The organism is Pantoea sp. B623, from assembly GCF_024814475.1.
Taxonomy (GTDB): domain Bacteria; phylum Pseudomonadota; class Gammaproteobacteria; order Enterobacterales; family Enterobacteriaceae; genus Pantoea; species Pantoea ananatis.
Map to the genome: position 1 here is coordinate 1,671,892 of NZ_JANUXM010000004.1, position 19,526 is coordinate 1,691,417.

Sequence of the window (19,526 nt, forward strand, 5' to 3'; positions counted from 1 at the left end):
CTAATGCTTCGCGCGCCCTCGCCATCAGCCCGGGCGCGCATCTCACTTATTTAAAGCCTTTTTCTTTGCGAATCAGATCGTAAGCCGACTGAATGTCCTGCGCTTTCTGTTTCGCCATCTCCATCATCTCGGGCGGCAGACCTTTCGCCACCAGCTTATCCGGGTGATGTTCACTCATCAGTTTGCGATAGGCGCGTTTGATGGTGGTGGCATCGTCGGTGGTTTTCACACCCAAAACGTTACAGGCATCGGATAACGTCGGGCCTCGTTGCGCCTGCTGAAAACCGCCCTGCTGTGAATAGCTGCGACCGCCGCCGAACTGCTGTCCCCCCTCCATCATGCGCAGAAACTGGTCGAACTGACTCTGAGAAATCCCCAGTTCTTCACCAATCACATACAGCACCTGACGTTCATTGGGATGCAGCGACCCATCGGCAAACGCGGCCTGGATCTGAATTTCCAGAAACATCCTAATCAGATCAAAACGTCCGAAGCAGGCACTGCGCAATTCACGCAGTTTGGTACGGAGCGGATATTCCCCCTGCTTGCCTTCGCGAAAGGCGCGCTGTGCAGCCATTCGGGCATCGCCATGCAGCTGCATGCGATCCATAAACAGCGATGCAATCTGAATATCCGCTTCGGTTACGCGCCCTTTCGACTTGGTTAAGTGCCCCATGACCTGAAAAGTCGTGCTGAAAAAGAGTGACTGCCGGGTCTGATTATTTGAGAAGTAAGCTTTGCTCTGCGCGCCGCGAACCTTGTCAAATCCATGCCCAATGATCAGACCAATAACAATTCCCCAAAAGCCTGCGCCGGACAGCAATCCAAGCACTAAACCTATTACTTTTCCCCAGTAGCGCATAAACTCCTCAATTCGCCATGCTTACGGCTGAAAATTGCATTATCATACCTGTCATTTATCTCAGCGCCTAACGGCAGCGCGGACAGAAAAGGATTAACACTGGCGCAACGCCAGGCAGTGCGTTAGTCTCTGACCCGATTGTCGGCATGATGCCAGTTTTCATGGAATTCTCGATACCGCGTATGAAAAAACATATACCTACTCTGCTGGCCACCATGATCGGCGCAGCCATTAGCCAGCAAGCCTTCGCCGATGATTTAATGTCGCAGTGTATGTTAGGCGTGCCGAGCTACAATCGCCCCCTGGTTAACGGCGATCCTAATCAGCTGCCCGTTACTATTCACTCGGATTCCCTGAAAGGCAACTATCCTGACGATGCGGTCTTCACAGGCGATGTGGATGTGCAGCAGGGTAACAGCCGCATGCTGGCAGATGAAGTACAGCTTCACCAACGCCAGCCTGAAGGTCAGACCGTCCCCGTTCGTACCGTCGATGCGCTAGGTAATGTGCACTACGATGATAATCAGGTCATCCTGAAAGGTCCGAAAGCCTGGTCAAATCTGAATACCAAAGATACCAACGTCTGGAACGGCGATTATCAGATGGTAGGACGTCAGGGCCGTGGAACGGGCGATCAGATGAAGCTGCGCGGTGAAAACCGTTACACCATCATGGAAAACGGCACCTTCACTTCCTGTCTGCCCGGCAGCAACAGCTGGAGCGTCGCGGGTTCTGAGATCATTCAGGATCGTCAGGAAGAAGTGGCTGAAATCTGGAATGCGCGCTTTAAACTGGGTTCCGTTCCGGTGTTTTACAGCCCCTATCTGCAATTGCCATTGGGCGATCGTCGCCGTTCCGGTTTTTTGATCCCCAATGCTAAATACGGCAGCAGCAACGGTTTTGAGTTCATTCTGCCCTACTACTGGAACATCGCGCCGCAGGCCGATGCGACCATTACGCCGCATTACATGAGTAATCGCGGGCTGCAATTACAGAATGAGTTCCGTTATCTGACACAGGCTGGCGCAGGCATCGTTGAGTTTGACTATCTGGCCTCAGATAAACAGTATGACAACGACAAAGCTGCACGCGGCATTGCCCAAAATGACAGTTCGGACCGTTGGTTATTTTACTGGCGTCACTCTGGTGTTTACGACCAACACTGGCGTTTCAGTGCTGACTACACCAAAGTCAGCGATCAGTATTATTTTAACGATCTGACCTCGCCTTACTACAGTTCGACAGATGGTTACGCCTCGCAAAAATTCAGCGTGGGCTATGCGGATACCAACTGGGACGCAACGCTGTCGACCAAAGATTTCCAGATTTTTGGCAACACGAGCAACAGCAACGTCTATCGCGCCTTCCCGCAACTGGATCTGAACTGGTACCAGAACGATGTGGGTCCGTTCGACACCCGCATCTATGCGCAGGCCGTCAAGTTTACCAACGTCAACAGCAACTATCCTGAAACCACGCGTTTACATGTTGAGCCCACGATTAATCTGCCGTTGTCCAACGGTTGGGCCAGTCTGGATACCGAAGCGAAGTTTCTGGCGACGCACTATCAGCAGAAAGATGTTGATTACTACAACACGAATTTTGCGCCAACCAGTACAAGCAGTGGCGTGCTGAAAGACTCTGTTAACCGGACCTTGCCACAGTTTAAAGTTGACGGTCGTATGGTGTTTGACCGCGATATGGACTGGGCGCAGGGCTACACGCAGACGCTGGAACCCCGGGTTCAGTACCTGTATATCCCGTATCGTAACCAGAGTGATATCTACCCTTACGACTCCACCCTGCTGCAAACCGACTATACCGGCCTGTTCCGCGATCGTTCATACAGCGGCCTGGATCGCATCGCATCGGCCAACCAGGTTGCCACCGGTGTCACTACGCGAATTTATGATACCGATTTGGTTGAACGTTTTAACGTTTCTGTAGGTCAAATCTATTCGTTCACGCCTTCTCGTACGGGTGTTAACCAAGTCAATAAAGAAGACGATACCGGTAGTCTTCTGTGGGCGGGTGACAGCTACTGGAAGATAAGTGACCGTTGGGGCGTGCGCGGCGGGCTGCAGTACGATACCCGCCTGAATAACGTGGCACAGGGAAATACCGTGCTGGAATACCGCCGTGATGCTGACCGTATGGTGCAGTTGAGCTACCGTTACAGTAGCCCGGAGTATGTTGCTTCTGCGCTGAACGACAGTTCACTGGTGAATAACCCGATTTATAAAAACGGCATTTCACAGGTCGGTACGACGGCGAGCTGGCCGATTCATGATGCCTGGTCGGTGGTTGGCGCGTATTACTATGATACGCGCAATAATCGTCCTGCATCACAGTTGGTTGGCCTGCAGTACAGCTCTTGTTGCTACGCAATTCGTCTGGGATATGAGCGCAAAATCAACGGTTGGGAAAACAACGACAGTAAGTATGACAACCAAATCTCATTCAACATTGAGTTACGTGGCCTGAGCTCAAATTATGGCCTGGGAACCGGCCAGATGCTGAGTCAGGGTATCATCCCTTATCAGCGTGCATTCTGATGTTGTGATGTTTGACAGGCAATCCCGCAGTGCGGAACCAATAATGGATAAAGTATGAAGAACTGGAGAATGCTGATTCTTGGTGTGGCGCTCAGTGCCAACACCGCGTTCGCAGCACCACAAGTGGTTGATAAAGTTGCAGCTGTAGTGAATAACGGCGTGGTCCTCGAGAGTGACGTGGACAGCATGATGAGCACCGTTAAATCTCAGGCGAAGCAGGCAGGTCAACAGCTGCCTGATGATAAGACGTTGCGCCATCAGATCCTCGAACGTGAGATCATGGACGCGATCATCCTGCAGTTAGGTGATAAAGCCGGTTTACAGATTACCGATCAGCAACTGGATCAGGCTATTCAGAATATCGCCGCGCAAAACCGCATGAGCGTTGATCAGCTGAGAAGCCGCCTGGCTTACGACGGGATGAACTACAACACCTATCGTGCTCAGATCCGTAAAGAGATGCTGATCTCTGAAGTGCGTAATAATGAAGTCCGCCGTCGTGTCACTATCCTGCCGCAGGAAGTCGATACGCTGGCGCAGCAGGTTGGCGCTCAGAATACGCAGGGCACTGAAATGAATATCAGTCATATCCTGCTGCCTCTGCCGGAAAACCCTACGCAGCAGCAGGTTGACGATCAGGAGAAGCTGGCAAAACAGCTGATAACGGAACTGAAAGGTGGCGCAGACTTTGGCAAGCTGGCCGTGACCTACTCCGCCGATTCTCAGGCGCTGAAGGGCGGCAACATGGGCTGGGCAAAAATCGAAGAGCTGCCTACCCTGTTTGCTCAGGCGCTGACCACAGCGAAGAAGGGCGACATTGTTGGTCCTATCCGTTCAGGTGTGGGTTTCCATATCCTGAAGGTGAACGATCTGCGCGGCGAGAGCAAAAACGTCTCTGTTACCGAAGTGCATGCGCGCCACATTCTGCTGAAGCCGTCTCCGATCATGACTGACGATCAGGCTCGCGCTAAGCTGGAACAGATTGCTGCCGACATTCGCAGTGGTAAGACGACCTTTGCCGCGGCCGCCAAACAGTTCTCCGACGATCCGGGTTCGGCTAATCAGGGCGGCGATCTGGGTTGGACCTCACCAGAAGTGTTTGACCCGGCATTCCGCGATGCGCTGCTGCGTCTGAAAAAAGGCGAAACCAGTCAGCCGGTCCACTCCTCTTTTGGCTGGCATCTGATTCAGCTGCTGGATACGCGTCAGGTGGATAAAACCGATGCAGCCCAGAAAGAGCGCGCTTACCGTATGCTGTTTAATCGTAAGTTTGCGGAAGAAGCGCAAACCTGGATGCAGGAACAGCGCGCCGGCGCTTACGTGAAAATCCTGGATAACAATGCGCAGTGATTTTCGTGTGGTGATCACGCCCGGCGAACCCGCCGGGATTGGTCCCGATCTTGCCGTTCAACTGGCTCAGCGAGCCTGGCCTGTTGAACTGGTTGTGTGTGCTTCTCCCCAGCTGTTGCTGCAACGTGCCGCTCAGTTGGGTTTGCCGTTGACGCTGCGCGTTTACGACGCCGCAGGCGAACCCGAACCGCAACAGGCTGGCACGCTCACCGTCCTCCCCGTTGAAATACCGCAGCCGGTCACGCCCGGCACGCTATGCGTCGCCAACAGCCACTATGTGCTGGAAACCCTGGCACGCGCCTGCGACGGATGTTTATCCGGGGAGTTTTCTGCCTTAATTACTGGCCCCGTTCACAAGGGCGTGATTAACGACGCGGGCATTCCGTTTACCGGGCATACCGAATTTTTTGCCGAGCGCGCGGGCGCGCAGCGCGTGGTGATGATGCTGGCCACCGAGCAACTGCGTGTCGCGCTTGCCACTACGCATCTGCCGTTAAAAGATGTTGCTGGTGCCGTCACCCGCGATTGTCTGCATGAAGTCATCACCATTCTGCATCAGGATCTCAAGCATAAGTTTGCCATTGCTCAGCCGCATATTTTTGTCTGCGGACTGAATCCCCATGCCGGAGAAGGCGGTCACATGGGGCGGGAAGAGATAGACACGATCATCCCGGCACTCAATGCGCTGCGCGAGCAAGGCATTCAACTCACCGGTCCGCTGCCTGCGGATACGCTGTTCCAGCCCAAATATCTGCAACATGCCGATGCGGTGCTGGCGATGTATCACGATCAGGGGTTACCGGTGCTTAAATTTCAGGGATTTGGTCGGGCGGTTAATATTACCCTCGGCCTGCCGTTTATCCGTACCTCAGTCGACCACGGCACCGCGCTTGAATTAGCCGGGTTGGGTCAGGCTGACGCGGGCAGCTTTATCACGGCGCTTAACCTCGCCATCACTATGATCAAGAGCAGTAATGAATAATCGCGTCCATCAGGGGCACTACGCCCGTAAACGTTTCGGGCAAAACTTCCTGAACGATCAATATATTATCGACAGCATCGTCTCCGCCATCCATCCACAGCGCGATCAGGCAATAGTGGAAATCGGTCCGGGTTTGGGTGCACTTACTGAACCCGTGGGCGAACGCCTGGACAGTTTAACCGTGGTGGAGTTAGATCGCGATCTGGCTGCACGCCTGCAAACTCATCCGTTTTTAGGGCCCAAGCTGACGATTTTCCAGCAGGACGCCATGACGTTTGACTTCGCTGCGCTGGCCAAAGAGAAAGGCCAGCCGCTGCGGGTCTTCGGTAACCTGCCATATAATATTTCGACCCCGCTGATGTTCCATCTGTTCAGCTATACTGGTTCGATTAAAGATATGCACTTCATGCTGCAGAAAGAGGTGGTTAATCGTCTGGTTGCGGGTCCCGGCAGCAAAGCCTATGGTCGTCTGAGCGTAATGGCTCAGTACTATTGTCAGGTGATTCCGGTGCTGGAAGTGCCGCCGCACTCTTTTACCCCGCCCCCGAAGGTGGACTCGGCGGTTGTGCGGTTAGTCCCTTACATGACACCGCCTCATCCGGTCAAAGACGTGCGTATTCTGAGCCGCATTACCACTGAAGCATTCGGTCAACGCCGCAAAACGCTGCGTAACAGCCTGAGCCATATGGTCGTTGCTGGCGCACTGGATGAGCTGGAAATCGACACCAGCCTGCGTGCCGAAAATGTTTCGGTCGCGCAGTATTGCCAGTTAGCAAACTGGCTGGCAGATCATCTGGATCAACCCCAGGAGTAACCCATGAGTGAACCGGCCCGCGTATCGCTGCACGTACAAAGTCTGTATGTCGCCTCACAGTCCTCACCGGAAGATGAGCGCTATGTCTTTGCTTATACCGTCACGATTCGCAACGTAGGCCGGTCCTCAGTGCAACTGCTCCGACGCTACTGGCTCATCACTAACGGCAACGGCCGTGAGACGGAAGTTCAGGGTGAAGGCGTCATAGGCGAACAGCCTCATATTGCACCGGGAAACGAATATCAGTACACCAGCGGTGCTGTTCTTGAAACCCCGATGGGCACCATGCAAGGTCACTATGTGATGGTCGATGAGCAAGGCGATGAATTCCACGTCGAGATCCCGGTATTCCGCCTCGCGATTCAAACCCACATCCATTGATACTGGCGCCCTTCGCCCGCCTGGCGGGCGACTGTCTGAGTTGGATAATCCTCTATGAATACTTACCTGATTGGCGACGTTCACGGTTGTTATGATGAATTACGTGCTCTGCTGAACCAGGTTAATTACGATCCCAGTCAGGATACCTTATGGCTGACGGGTGACCTGGTGGCGCGAGGGCCCGGCTCGCTGGAGGTTCTGCGCTACGTAAAGTCATTGGGTGACAGCGTCCGTCTGGTGCTGGGTAATCACGATCTGCATTTGCTGGCCGTTTATGCCGGAATCAGTCGTAATAAACCCAAAGATCGCCTGACACCGCTGCTGGAAGCGGAAGATGCAGATGACCTGATTAACTGGCTGCGTCGCCAGCCGTTGCTGCAGGTCGATGAAGAGAAAAAGCTGGTGATGGGCCATGCCGGCATTACGCCTCAGTGGGATCTGGATACAGCACAACAGTGCGCACGCGAAGTGGAAGCCGTGCTGTCCAGCGACAGTTACCCACTGTTTCTTGACGCGATGTACGGCGACATGCCGAATAACTGGAGTGAATCCCTGACCGGCCTGGCCCGCCTGCGCTTCTCGACCAATGCACTAACCCGTATGCGTTTCTGCTTTCCTAACGGTCAGCTAGACATGATCTGTAAGGATGCGCCGGAATCCGCCCCGCCGCCGTTAAAACCCTGGTTCATGATTGAAGGCCCGGTCGCACGCGATCACACTATTGTTTTCGGTCACTGGGCGTCGCTGGAAGGGAAAGGCACGCCAGAGGGCATTATCGGTCTGGATACCGGCTGCTGCTGGGGCGGGAACCTGACGCTCCTGCACTGGGAAACCCAACGCTACTATATTCAGCCATCGAACCGTCAGTTGTCCGTACCGGACGATCTTACTCCGCAATCGTCAACCCGCTAACGCGCAGCCATAAAAAAACGCCTTGTCACAACAAGGCGTTATTTACTGCGCGTAAATTAACGGCGGCGTTCGAGGATCTCAAAGCAGTAACTGTGCGAGTTCTGCTCATCGGCATCATGAAACTCACTGAACGTGGAGTGCCACTCATCCGGCTCGTAATCCGGGAACTGCGTATCGCCTTCCACTTCCGCATCAATGTGCGTCAGATAAAGACGGTCGGCGCGCGCCAGCATCTGCTCATAGATGCGGCCGCCGCCAATGACCATGATCTCTTCAGCCTCACCCGCCGCACTAATGGCGTCGTCCAGCGAAGTTACCCAGGTTACGCCTTCGGCATTGCCCGGCTTGCTGCTGACCACAATGTTGAGCCGGCCAGGCAATGGACGACCAATAGATTCAAAGGTCAGTCTGCCCATAATAACTGGCTTTTTCAGTGTGTTGCGCTTAAACCACGCCAGGTCTGCAGGCAGGTCCCACGGCATGGCGTTTTCCATTCCAATAATGCGATCTGCTGCTAATGCCGCGATAAGACTAATCATGTTAAAAGGCTCGCTGAAAAAAACAGGCGCCATGATACGTAAAGGTTAAACCTTCGTCGATAGCAGGAAGGTGCTTATTGCATAAAGCGGCATTGCCACCATGTTTCAGACGTTGTACAGGGTTTTACTCCATAAGAAGGGCAAGTCCACCGCAAAAGTCGCCAGATAATGGCGTCACCTCGCTATAAATCATGATAATAAAAACGGCTCCCTGGGGAGCCGTTGTGCGTCATCAGAAATCGTAGCGGAAACGTACCAGGTTCATATCGCCCTGATTGTCCGTACTGGAAGTGAAGACATGTTCGTAATCCACACGGAAACCGTAGTCCAGGAATAACGTTACGCCCAGGCCATTGTCAATGCGCTGGTAGTTGCGGCCATTCACGTATTCTAAACGGTCGCCCATAACATAAGGCTGAACGGCTTTGACACCATATTGCGCCACCGGGATTTTGTATCCGGCGTAATATTCGATGCCCCAGGCATCGTCCGCAAAATAGTTATTCACGTTGCGCTGTTTGGTCGTCAGGAAGTTTTGATACCAGCCACCGCCTGCTGACAGTGTCCAGTTACCCGGCGTCCAGCTCAGTGCCGTGCCAAAAATGTTTTGGTCGTAATCTTTATTGTTGCCCGTGACCGGATCACGCATGCTGGCGCGGGTGTAGTTCCAGGCCGTGCCCCATGCCAGCGTTGGCGTAATGTTGTAATTCACGCCCAGCGAACCGCCGCCCTGACGCTTATAGCGCAGTCCATTGCCCGGCAAATATTCGTTATCGCTAAACAGGTAAGAGGCATAAAGATCAACTGCACCATAACTGTTTTTGTATTTCAGCTGCTTACGAGAACGGTATGAACCGTCGTAATCACCGTTAATGCCGTTACCCGGTGCCTGGGCCAGCATGTCGTAATCCCAGATATCCGTCTTGGCACCCACAACGTCGTAATAAACGCTGTTCTGCTGACCGAAGGTCAACTGGCCCCAGGTTTTACTTTTCAGGCCGGTATAGAGCTGGCGGCGCGTGGTTTCATGCGCCCCTTCAGCGTAGTGATTATCCCAGTTGAATACGGCCGGAATGTTAACGCCCAGCTCGTAGTAGCTGGTCCAACTGATATCGTCGAACAGGTAGTAATCCGCGCTAAAGCGGAAACGTGAACCACCGTCAAAGCCATTACGCTTATAGGATTTATCATTCACGCCGGTTTGATGGTTAAACTGAGGACGAATACTGCCACCGAATTTAAAATCGAGACGGCTAAGGGGATCGCCTGCTTGTGGGTCTTGTTTGAGAAGAGTGATTTCAGCCTGGCTGGAAAAAGACGCCAGAGCCAGGAGTGCAGCCACTGCACTCAGTGAAAAAGAACGCGCTTTCATTGTTATAACTATCCTGTTTACGCTCTAATAATGAGCGAGCCGGATATTACAGCGGTCAATGTCAGCCTGGTAGTTTTTTGTATTATAGATTTGTGCGGATGAGCAGATTGGGCATGATTGGCTAAAAATTAAATCAAATTTATTTGAGATTGCTGCCGCTTACCCCAGTATGAACGGGTTGATACAGCGCCAGTGGGCCGCATCAGCAGCCTGACTGAGAATGCGTCACATCGCCGGTCTTCCCTCTGGCTGTGAGCCGTATTTAGTTTGCCCCTGGCAGATCGACCAGCACTTTTTCGATTAACGCGACGATGCCTCTAACCCTGGGAGGGATAAAGCGCGCATCCGGGAAAACGGCATACACAAAGCGATCGGGATAGCGATACGCTGGCAACACCCTGATAAGCGAGCCGGATTTCAACGCCTCAGTTGCAAGGGGTAATTGCATACCGCCTACACCGATTCCCGCCTGCAACGCCTGTAATAACCCTTCACTGCTATTGGCCCTGAAGGCTGTCTTTACGGCCAGTTCTACGGTTTCATCGCCCCTGACAAGCCGCAATGGCGCAGACTCGGCAATGCTGCTGAAACGCACGTGCGGTTGGCACATCAATGCATCCAGTGAATTGAGCGGCGGGAAATCCGGTGATGCGAAAAGCGGTGTTTCAATACGCGCGATTTTCCGTGCCGGATACACTTCCGGCGCATCCTGAGTAAGGCGGAACGCCACATCCACGCCTTCTCTGGCCAGGTCGGATATCCTGTCATCAAGCGAGAGCGTCAGATGCAAACCCGGATTCGCTTTTTGCAATTCGAGCAGATGAGGAAGAAACAAACGCCCTAATCCGCCCGGGAGTTGAACGTTTATCTTGCCCTGCCATTGCTGTGCGACAGGGGATAGCTGGTTCTCGACCGCCTGCATTGCCTCAAGTATGGGCTGCATCTTACGCCGGTAATATTCTCCTTGCGCTGTCAGTACCCTCACCCGCGTCGTCCTGTGCAGCAGCACTACGCCGAGTTCAGCCTCAAGCGCGGCGATCTGCTGGCTGACCGCAGACTGTTTGATATTCAACTGGCGTGCTGCCTCAGAAAAAGACCCCGCCTCAGCCACGCGTAAAAACGTTCGAATGGCATTGAGCTTGTTATTCATTTACGCATTTCTCTTATAAGTGACATCAGCTTTCGGGGATACCGACAAAAAACAATTTATAGCAGGCTGTCTGCAACCAAACTGGAGGACAAAAAATGTCACAGAAGCCTCAATCTAAAGTCGCACTGGTTGCGGGTGCAAGCGGTATTGTCGGCAGCAAACTGGTTAAAACGCTGTTGCAGAATGAATGGCAGGTTATTGGATTGTCTCGCGCAGGAGGCGCTGACCGGGGCACAGTGCCGTTTGTTAACGTCGATCTGCTCAATGAAAAAGACACTGCACGCGCCCTCAAGCCCCTTCGGCACGTTACCCACATTTTCTACAGCGCCTGGCTTAATGCCGCGAGCTGGCGGGAAATGGTTGAACCCAACGTCACCATGTTACGTAACCTGGTCACTCAGGTTGAGAACGTGGCTCCGCTGGAAACGGTGAGCCTGATGCAGGGCTACAAAATTTACGGCGCTCATCTTGGCCCGTTCAAAACCCCCGCCAGAGAAAGCGATGCCGCTATTCCCGGCGCCGAATTCAATACGGCGCAACAGGACTGGCTGTGCCGCTTTCAGCATCATAAAACCTGGCACTGGCATGCACTTCGTCCTGGCGTTGTCGGCAGCGCGTTAACCGGCAATACCATGAATCTTGCGCTGAGTATCGCGATATACGCTTCACTGTGCAAAGCGCAAAATCTGCCCCTGCGCTTTCCAAGGTCGCAGCGCACCTGGCACAGCATTATCGATCACACCGATGATAGCTTATTGTCTGCCGCCACCCTGTGGGCATCAACCGCATCCTCCGCCAGGAATCAGGCATTTAACATCAATAACGGTGATATCTGGCGATGGTGTGAGCTCTGGCCCCTCATTGCAGGCTGGTTTGAACTGGAGACGGCGCCCCCGGTTGCGTTGTCATTTCAGCAGCTTTTCGGCGATTACCGCAGGACATGGCATGCCCTGGCGGAAAAAAAACAGCTGGTTGAGGCTGACATCATGAGGCTGAGTGACGGTCAGTTCGCCGATTTTGTCTTTAGCTGGGATTACGATATGTTTGGTGATGGCAGCAAACTGAGGCGGGCAGGGTTTACCGAATTTTGCGCCACGGATGAGATGTTTATCCGCCTGTTTACTCAGTTCAGGATGGCGAACATTATTCCCTGAGGCATGCAGCGAGCCATTTTCCCCTGCCGCAGCGCTGGCAGGGGAGCATTGATCAATCGCGCTTCGCAGGCAAAAGCCGCCCACGGGAGCGGAAAAACAGGGCCATCAGGCACCTGGTCGAATCACGCTAAACTGGCTTCACGACGCAGAGGTATGTCAACGCGCCGACAGAACGGATCAATCAGATGATGACCCGGCCGTTATTAACCGAATGGCACCAGCGGTTTTTATAGTCTCCGGACATCGAACCGTAGGAGTAATGAAGAGGAAGCTGCTTTTCTGCTGCTTCCTGATACAAGGCTGTCAGGTTCTTCCACATCAGCATTGTCCCCACCGCGCCAGCATTGCTGTCTATCCGGTAGCCAATATTAATAAAATCAACGAACATCCCGGCACTGCTCGAGACAGAAAGCAGGAGCTGCAGTGCAACAGGTTCATTATGCAGGAACATCATATAGCCTTTGAAACAGGGCTGAAACTCCCGGAAAAACGCTTTATTAATGGCCCTCTCCGCGATGGCCTGATTGCGTCTCGCCTGATAGAGAATCTCAAACACCTCAAAAATATGTTCCCCGTCAAGCTGGCTGACATTGAGAAAACTCCCCCCGTCATTGAGAAACTTTCTGAGCTCTCTCTCCCGTGTCGAGACCGTTTTACGGGAAAAGTCGGCGACAGGGCTCTTGGTAAAAGCGGCATGGCTCTTACTAAACAGGCTATAGGAGGTATTGAGGAAGCGATGACGCTGCAAATGATGTAGCGACTTGCACCGGAAAGGTAAAAGCACCTTTTTCGACGCCTCGTTGCAAAACGGCACATAGACAGAGGTTGAGGGAGCCAGTAGCGCGGGAAGCGAACGCTGCCGATGTCTGCCATCGTTGGCAAGCCAGCCCTTTTCAACGCACACGCTCCCCATCGTTTTCCCTTTCCTTTGATAAGAATAAAAGTCAAAGGACTGCCCACATCGCATTTTAAAGGCAATAAATTCCGGTGCGGACTCGCAGTTATAACCAAAATTATTACAGGCTCTTTGATAATCCTCAAAAGAGCACTGCCCCCATCTGAAAAACTTGGGAATAAACATGTCAGGCGCTAACTCTTAATCAAGCATGTAAACTTCAGAGAAGCGAATGGGTTCTCTGGGTATGTAAACCATGAAAAATACAGGGTATTTTAAAGATAAGCGCTGCGGCTGAACAGGTGATTATCGAGCACTGTAAGCAGTAATGCGGGTTTGTTTAAAATCGGTTGAGCAACGATCAAATAGCGAAAATACAGTAGAACGTTAAGAAACAGATCGTAAATAATTAAAAACATTAATGCATATTTAAACATCAAGGCATCAATATTTAAAAAAAACTATTTAATTAAAGTCTGTTTACTCAGAAACGTTCATGAGCCTGAAAAGAATATTAAAAAAATACCGGTTTATTCAAATGTCGCGCTGACCTGAGAATCGCTGCCCAGAAACAGGGGTCATCCCGTTCCGTTGGGAACAGACTGCTTTCTGACCAACCCCAGACTCACCAACCATTCTAAAGGCGATGCCCTTTTTTACAGGCGGCGCTTGCCGCAGGCAGGTACAGCCTCCACGCTGCCCGCTAAGACAGAAACGCACTCAGCGGAGGGTGATCTTTACCCGTGCCTGTAGAACTGCTCAGTTCAGGCCTGATCTCTCAAAAAAAAGCCCCTGCGAGGAGCGTTAAGCCAGCACACTGGCAAATCGTCCCACCGCAGGGGCTATTACCGCCACTCAGCCAGCGCTATTTGTGCGCAAGGATCTGCGCATGCATTTCCTGTACTGAAATCACTTTTTCAGTCGGGTCGGCGTTTAGCGCCATGGCCGTTGCAAAACCCCCGTTTAGCGTAGTGTCGTAATGAACTTTGTATTGCAGCGCACTACGACGAATCAGCTTGGAGTCTTCAATAGCCTGGCGGCCTGCCGTGGTATTCACGATGTAGGCATATTCGCCGTTTTTCAGCCGGTCCTGAATATGTGGACGACCTTCGTGAACCTTGTTAACCAGACGAGGATTAATGCCCGCTTCCCCCAACACCACGGCGGTGCCGTGAGTGGCATCCAGCTCAAAGCCAAACTTCTGCAACTTCGCGGCCAGGTCAACGATACGTTTCTTATCGCCCTCACGGACCGACAGCAGCGCGCGTCCGGTTTTCTTCATGTTGCTTTGCGCACCCAGCATCGCTTTGGCAAAGGCCTCTGCAAAGGTACGGCCCACGCCCATGACTTCACCGGTTGAGCGCATTTCTGGCCCCAGAATGGGGTCAACGCCCTGGAACTTGTTAAACGGCAGCACCACTTCCTTGACAGAGTAGTAAGGCGGAATCACCTCTTCGGTGACGCCCTGCTCTGCCAGCGTTTTGCCTGCCATCACGCGTGCGGCGACTTTCGCCAGCGGTACGCCCGTCGCTTTTGACACAAAAGGAACGGTACGCGCAGCACGTGGGTTAACTTCAATCAGGTAGACTTCATTGTCTTTCACCGCGAACTGCACGTTCATTAAGCCGCGAACGTTCAACTCAAACGCCAGCTTTTCAACCTGCTGACGCATTACGTTTTGAATATCCTGGCTCAGCGTGTAGGCCGGCAGAGAACAGGCCGAGTCACCTGAGTGAACGCCTGCCTGCTCAATGTGCTCCATGATGCCGCCGATCAGTACACGCTCACCATCACAGATGGCATCCACATCGACTTCTACAGCATCGTCAAGGAAGCGATCCAGCAAAACCGGCGCATCGTTAGAAACCGACACCGCCGTCTGGAAATAACGCTTCAGGTCTATTTCGTCGTAGACGATTTCCATCGCACGTCCGCCCAGCACGTACGAGGGACGGACCACCAGTGGATAACCAATCCCGGCAGCTTTTTCTACCGCCTGCTCCAGGGTGGCAACGGTGGCATTGGCAGGCTGCTTCAGGTTCAGGCGGTCAACGGCCTGCTGGAAGCGTTCGCGGTCTTCTGCCCGATCAATCGCATCCGGGCTGGTCCCGATGACCGGTACGCCAGCGGCTTCCAGTGCGCGAGCCAGTTTCAGCGGCGTCTGACCACCGTACTGCACAATCACCCCTTTCGGTTTTTCGATGCGGACGATTTCCAGCACGTCTTCAAGCGTTACCGGCTCGAAGTAAAGGCGGTCAGAGGTGTCATAATCCGTGGAGACGGTTTCCGGGTTACAGTTCACCATGATGGTTTCGAAACCGTCTTCGCGCAGCGCCAGTGCCGCATGAACACAACAGTAGTCAAACTCAATGCCCTGGCCGATACGGTTTGGTCCACCACCCAGTACCATGATCTTGTCACGATCCTGGTTAGGATTCGCTTCGCACTCTTCCTCATAGGTAGAGTACATATAGGCTGTATCGGTCGAGAATTCTGCCGCGCAGGTATCCACCCGCTTGTAAACCGGATGCAGATTGTGATGCTGACGTAGCTTACGAATTTCACCTTCTGCCACGCCCACCAGTGAGGCCAGGCGCGCATCGGCAAAACCTTTGCGCTTCAGCGTGCGAAGGAAATCGGCGTTCAGACCGTTCACGCCTTCGCGCGCTACCTGCTCTTCAAGACGAACCAGCTCTTCAATCTGCACCAGGAACCAGCGGTCAATATTGGTGAGATTGAATACGCCGTCCACCGACATCCCCGCACGGAAGGCATCGGCGATGTACCAGATCCGATCGGAACCGGCATCTTTCAGCTCACGACGGATACGGGTTAAGGCTTCCGCATCGTCAAGGTGGACTTTCGGATCAAAACCATTCGCGCCAACCTCCAGGCCGCGCAGCGCTTTCTGCACCGACTCCTGGAAGGTGCGACCAATCGCCATGACTTCGCCCACTGACTTCATCTGCGTGGTCAGACGGTCATTCGCACCAGCAAACTTTTCAAAGTTGAAGCGAGGAATTTTTGTGACGACGTAATCGATTGAAGGCTCAAACGAGGCCGGCGTCCGTCCACCGGTAATGTCGTTCATCAGCTCATCGAGCGTAAAGCCAACCGCCAGTTTTGCCGCCACTTTCGCGATCGGGAAGCCGGTTGCTTTGGAGGCCAGCGCCGAGGAACGTGACACGCGCGGGTTCATCTCGATCACGATCAGACGACCATTTTTCGGGTTCACCGCAAACTGTACGTTGGAGCCGCCGGTTTCCACACCAATCTCACGCAGCACCGCCAGCGAGGCGTTACGCATAATCTGGTACTCTTTGTCGGTCAGCGTCTGCGCGGGCGCAACCGTGATGGAGTCGCCCGTGTGGATCCCCATGGCATCAAAGTTTTCAATTGAGCAGACAATGATGCAGTTGTCGTTTTTGTCACGCACCACTTCCATCTCATACTCTTTCCAGCCAATCAGCGATTCGTCAATTAACAGCTCGTTGGTTGGGGAAAGGTCGAGGCCGCGTTCACAGATCTCTTCAAACTCTTCGCGGTTATACGCGATACCGCCGCCGGTGCCGCCCATGGTAAAAGACGGACGGATAATGCAGGGAAAGCCCACATCGGCCGCCACTGCCAGCGCTTCATCCATGGTATGCGCGATACCGGAGCGCGCGGTATCCAGACCGATGCTTTTCATCGCCACGTCAAAACGACGACGGTCTTCTGCTTTATCAATAGCGTCTGCGGTTGCACCAATCATGGTGACGCCGAATTCTTCCAGCACGCCCTGACGCTCCAGCTCCAGCGCACAGTTCAACGCTGTCTGGCCGCCCATGGTGGGCAGCACCGCATCCGGGCGCTCTTTTTCAATGATTTTACGTACCACTTCCCAGTGAATCGGCTCAATGTAGGTTGCGTCGGCCATTTCCGGGTCGGTCATAATGGTGGCCGGGTTGGAGTTCACCAGAATGACGCGGTAACCCTCTTCACGCAGGGCTTTACACGCCTGTGCACCGGAATAGTCGAATTCGCAGGCCTGACCGATCACAATCGGACCGGCACCAAGAATCAGGATGGATTTTATGTCTGTACGTTTTGGCATGATTAGCTCCTGATTACTTTGCTTTCGAACGGAATGCGTCAATCAACTCAATAAAGTGGTCAAACAGCGGTGCAGCATCACCCGGTCCCGGGCTGGCTTCCGGATGGCCCTGGAAGCTAAACGCAGGCTTATCGGTGCGGTGGATGCCCTGCACCGTCTTATCGAACAGGGAGATATGCGTCACACGCAGGTTCGCAGGCAGATTCGCCTCATCCACCGCGAAGCCGTGGTTCTGCGCCGTGATCATGACGCGGTTGTTGTCCAAATCTTTAACCGGATGGTTGCCGCCGTGGTGGCCCAGCTTCATTTTGACGGTTTTCGCGCCGCTGGCCAGGGCCAGCAGTTGGTGGCCCAGGCAAATACCAAACACCGGGATATCGGTTTTCAGGAAGGCCTGAATCGCCTCAATGGCATAATCGCAGGGCTCAGGATCGCCAGGGCCGTTAGAGAGGAAGATACCGTCCGGATTCATCGCCAGGACCGTTTCTGCTGGCGTTTTGGCCGGCACCACTGTCAGGCGGCAGCCGCGGTCCACCAGCATACGCAGGATGTTGCGTTTCGCGCCGTAATCATAAGCGACGACGTGGTAAGGCAGTGCTTCTGCCTGTTTCTGTTCTGGCAAATCCCCTTCCAGTGTCCAGCTCCCCTGCTGCCAGGCATAGGTTTCAGCCGTCGTCACTTCCTTTGCCAGATCCATGCCTTTCAGGCCAGGGAAAGCCTGCGCTTTTTGTAAGGCCAGAGCCGCATCCAGATTATCGCCTGCAATAATGCAGCCGTTCTGCGCGCCCTTTTCCCGTAACAGTCGCGTCAGCTTGCGCGTATCAATATCGGCAATCGCCACGATGTTATTGCGCTGCAGATAAGCCGATAAGCTTTCTTCGCTACGGTAGTTGCTGGCAATCAGCGGCAGGTCACGAATGACCAGGCCCTGCGCATGGATTTGACTGGATTCTTCATCGGCGGCGTTAGCACCAACATTGCCGATATGGGGATAAGTGAGAGTAACAATCTGGCGGGAATAGGAGGGATCAGTGAGGATTTCTTGATAACCGGTCATTGACGTATTGAAAACGACTTCCCCCACTGCCGACCCTGTAGCCCCGATGGCCCGACCGTGGAATTGGGTTCCGTCTTCCAGAACCAAGAGCGCTGACTTAATCAAAACATCCTCCAGGGAATAAACAGTCACAATATCTGCATATTAATTCAAAATAGTGATCTGAATCAATGCAAAAACTGCCTGAGTGGTCAATTTTTGGCAAATTGCGCGCATTCTAATGATCGTCCTGATACTTGTCCACCCTGAAGCAACATTTTTAACATCTTTTCAGGCTCAGAGCGAAAATGAAGAGGATAAGCGTTAAAAACAGGGGTAAACACAGCCGAATAAACGTTTGCCGATCGCAGTCGATGTTTATTCCGGGAAAACCACCTGCTAATTTTGACCAAATGGTCAAAATTAGCAGGTTTACTGAGAAGCGAAAGGAATAAAAACCCGACTTTCATTCATCACAATGAAAAAACAGATCAAAGTTACTATTTTTTAGATAAAATTAAGGGCAATTAAAAAATTGCCCTTCTCAATCAAGTTATTAGCGATTGAAATCACCACATCACACAGGTAAAACTCATTACAAACTTGATAAATCCAGCACGTCACGCATATCGTAAAGCCCGGTTTTATTCTCACTCACCCAAATGGCAGCCTTTACGGCGCCATTGGCAAAGGTCATGCGACTGGACGCCTTGTGCGTTATCTCTATGCGTTCCCCTTCGTCGGCAAATAACGCGGTATGCTCTCCGACAATGTCTCCTGCCCGCACAGTGGCAAAACCAATGGTATTCGCTTTGCGCTCACCGGTATGGCCCTCACGGCTGTAAACGGCACGTTCATCCAGTTTCCAGTCCATCGCCTCTGCAATCGCCTCGCCCATCGCCAGCGCCGTGCCGGAGGGCGCATCCACCTTGTGGCGATGATGCGCTTCAATAATTTCAATATCCGCATAATCGCCCATCACTTTGGCGGCTTTCTCCAGCAGCTTCAGGACCAGATTAACGCCTACGCTAAAGTTAGCGGCAAACACAATGCCAATATCCGCCGCCGCGTCGCGAATCGCTGCTTTACCGGCGTCATCAAAGCCTGTCGTACCGATGATCATGGCTTTGCGGTGCTCACGACAGATGGCAAGGTATTCCAGCGTTCCTTCAGGGCGGGTGAAATCAATCACGACGTCAAAATCATCGACGACGGCGCGTAAGTCATCTCTCAGGGTAACGCCAGCGTGGCCGATACCGGCCAGTTCACCTGCGTCACTGCCGATCAACGAGGATCCCGGTCGGGCTAACGCTGCGCCCAGCTCAACGCCTTCCAGCTGAGCAACCGCCTGAATCAGATTGCGCCCCATGCGCCCCGGCGCGCCCACGATGGCAATGCGGATATTCTTCATATTTATTCATTCCTAAA

General features: G+C 53.1%; 15 protein-coding genes. 7 read left to right on the forward strand and 8 right to left on the reverse strand.

All coding sequences use genetic code 11. The annotated features are described in order from the left end of the window. Positions 1–46 precede the first annotated feature (46 nt). Positions 47–862 carry a co-chaperone DjlA gene (djlA, locus tag NXS97_RS09680; RefSeq protein WP_013024581.1) on the reverse strand — a complete coding sequence of 272 codons (816 nt, stop codon included), beginning with the start codon at positions 860–862 and terminating at the stop codon, positions 47–49. 182 nt (positions 863–1,044) lie between these two features. On the opposite strand from djlA, the gene lptD reads away from it, so the two are divergent. The 6 genes from lptD to apaH are packed head-to-tail and all read left to right on the forward strand — an operon-like array spanning position 1,045 to position 7,856. Next, positions 1,045–3,417, forward strand: a complete 2,373-nt coding sequence (gene lptD / locus NXS97_RS09685) for an LPS assembly protein LptD (RefSeq protein ID WP_022622261.1) — start codon at positions 1,045–1,047, stop codon at positions 3,415–3,417. Positions 3,418–3,471: 54 nt separating this feature from the next. After that, complete coding sequence (gene surA / locus NXS97_RS09690; RefSeq protein WP_013024579.1) at positions 3,472–4,767, forward strand: peptidylprolyl isomerase SurA; 1,296 nt, start codon at positions 3,472–3,474, stop codon at positions 4,765–4,767. After that, positions 4,757–5,749 (forward strand): 4-hydroxythreonine-4-phosphate dehydrogenase PdxA, encoded by a 993-nt coding sequence (gene pdxA / locus NXS97_RS09695; RefSeq protein WP_013024578.1) that lies wholly within the window; start codon positions 4,757–4,759, stop codon positions 5,747–5,749. The genes surA and pdxA overlap by 11 nt, the downstream gene beginning before the upstream one ends. Next, positions 5,742–6,563 carry a 16S rRNA (adenine(1518)-N(6)/adenine(1519)-N(6))-dimethyltransferase RsmA gene (gene rsmA, locus NXS97_RS09700; RefSeq protein WP_013024577.1) on the forward strand — a complete coding sequence of 274 codons (822 nt, stop codon included), beginning with the start codon at positions 5,742–5,744 and terminating at the stop codon, positions 6,561–6,563. The genes pdxA and rsmA overlap by 8 nt, the downstream gene beginning before the upstream one ends. A 3-nt stretch (positions 6,564–6,566) precedes the next feature. Continuing rightward, positions 6,567–6,944 (forward strand): Co2+/Mg2+ efflux protein ApaG, encoded by a 378-nt coding sequence (gene apaG / locus NXS97_RS09705; protein ID WP_013024576.1) that lies wholly within the window; start codon positions 6,567–6,569, stop codon positions 6,942–6,944. 54 nt (positions 6,945–6,998) lie between these two features. Then, a complete protein-coding gene (apaH, locus tag NXS97_RS09710; protein WP_014606606.1) occupies positions 6,999–7,856 on the forward strand; it encodes a bis(5'-nucleosyl)-tetraphosphatase (symmetrical) ApaH in 858 nt (285 codons plus the stop codon). A 56-nt stretch (positions 7,857–7,912) separates the two neighbouring features. Here apaH and folA read toward each other — a convergent pair whose 3' ends face one another. From folA to NXS97_RS09725, 3 genes are all read right to left on the reverse strand, one after another. Next, entirely contained in the window at positions 7,913–8,395 is a 483-nt protein-coding gene (folA, locus tag NXS97_RS09715) for a type 3 dihydrofolate reductase (RefSeq protein ID WP_026021060.1), read from the reverse strand. A 232-nt stretch (positions 8,396–8,627) separates the two neighbouring features. After that, positions 8,628–9,767 carry a porin gene (locus tag NXS97_RS09720; RefSeq protein WP_014592892.1) on the reverse strand — a complete coding sequence of 380 codons (1,140 nt, stop codon included), beginning with the start codon at positions 9,765–9,767 and terminating at the stop codon, positions 8,628–8,630. A 262-nt stretch (positions 9,768–10,029) separates the two neighbouring features. Further along, positions 10,030–10,917 (reverse strand): LysR family transcriptional regulator, encoded by an 888-nt coding sequence (locus NXS97_RS09725; protein WP_029568458.1) that lies wholly within the window; start codon positions 10,915–10,917, stop codon positions 10,030–10,032. 95 nt (positions 10,918–11,012) lie between these two features. Here NXS97_RS09725 and NXS97_RS09730 point away from each other — a divergent pair, with 95 nt between their 5' ends. Beyond that, on the forward strand, positions 11,013–12,071 hold the full coding sequence (locus tag NXS97_RS09730) for an SDR family oxidoreductase (protein ID WP_112900232.1): 1,059 nt from the start codon (positions 11,013–11,015) through the stop codon (positions 12,069–12,071). A gap of 181 nt (positions 12,072–12,252) precedes the next feature. Here NXS97_RS09730 and NXS97_RS09735 read toward each other — a convergent pair whose 3' ends face one another. The 4 genes from NXS97_RS09735 to dapB form a co-directional block, all read right to left on the reverse strand. After that, positions 12,253–12,984 (reverse strand): Mig-14 family protein, encoded by a 732-nt coding sequence (locus NXS97_RS09735; protein ID WP_015700978.1) that lies wholly within the window; start codon positions 12,982–12,984, stop codon positions 12,253–12,255. An 847-nt stretch (positions 12,985–13,831) separates the two neighbouring features. Beyond that, a complete protein-coding gene (carB, locus tag NXS97_RS09740) occupies positions 13,832–17,062 on the reverse strand; it encodes a carbamoyl-phosphate synthase large subunit (protein ID WP_014592889.1) in 3,231 nt (1,076 codons plus the stop codon). 13 nt (positions 17,063–17,075) lie between these two features. Beyond that, positions 17,076–18,224: a glutamine-hydrolyzing carbamoyl-phosphate synthase small subunit gene (gene carA / locus NXS97_RS09745; protein WP_014606611.1), complete on the reverse strand. Its 1,149-nt coding sequence runs from the start codon at positions 18,222–18,224 to the stop codon at positions 17,076–17,078. Between the two features lie 469 nt (positions 18,225–18,693). Beyond that, a complete protein-coding gene (gene dapB / locus NXS97_RS09750; protein ID WP_112900233.1) occupies positions 18,694–19,509 on the reverse strand; it encodes a 4-hydroxy-tetrahydrodipicolinate reductase in 816 nt (271 codons plus the stop codon). Positions 19,510–19,526: the final 17 nt, after the last annotated feature.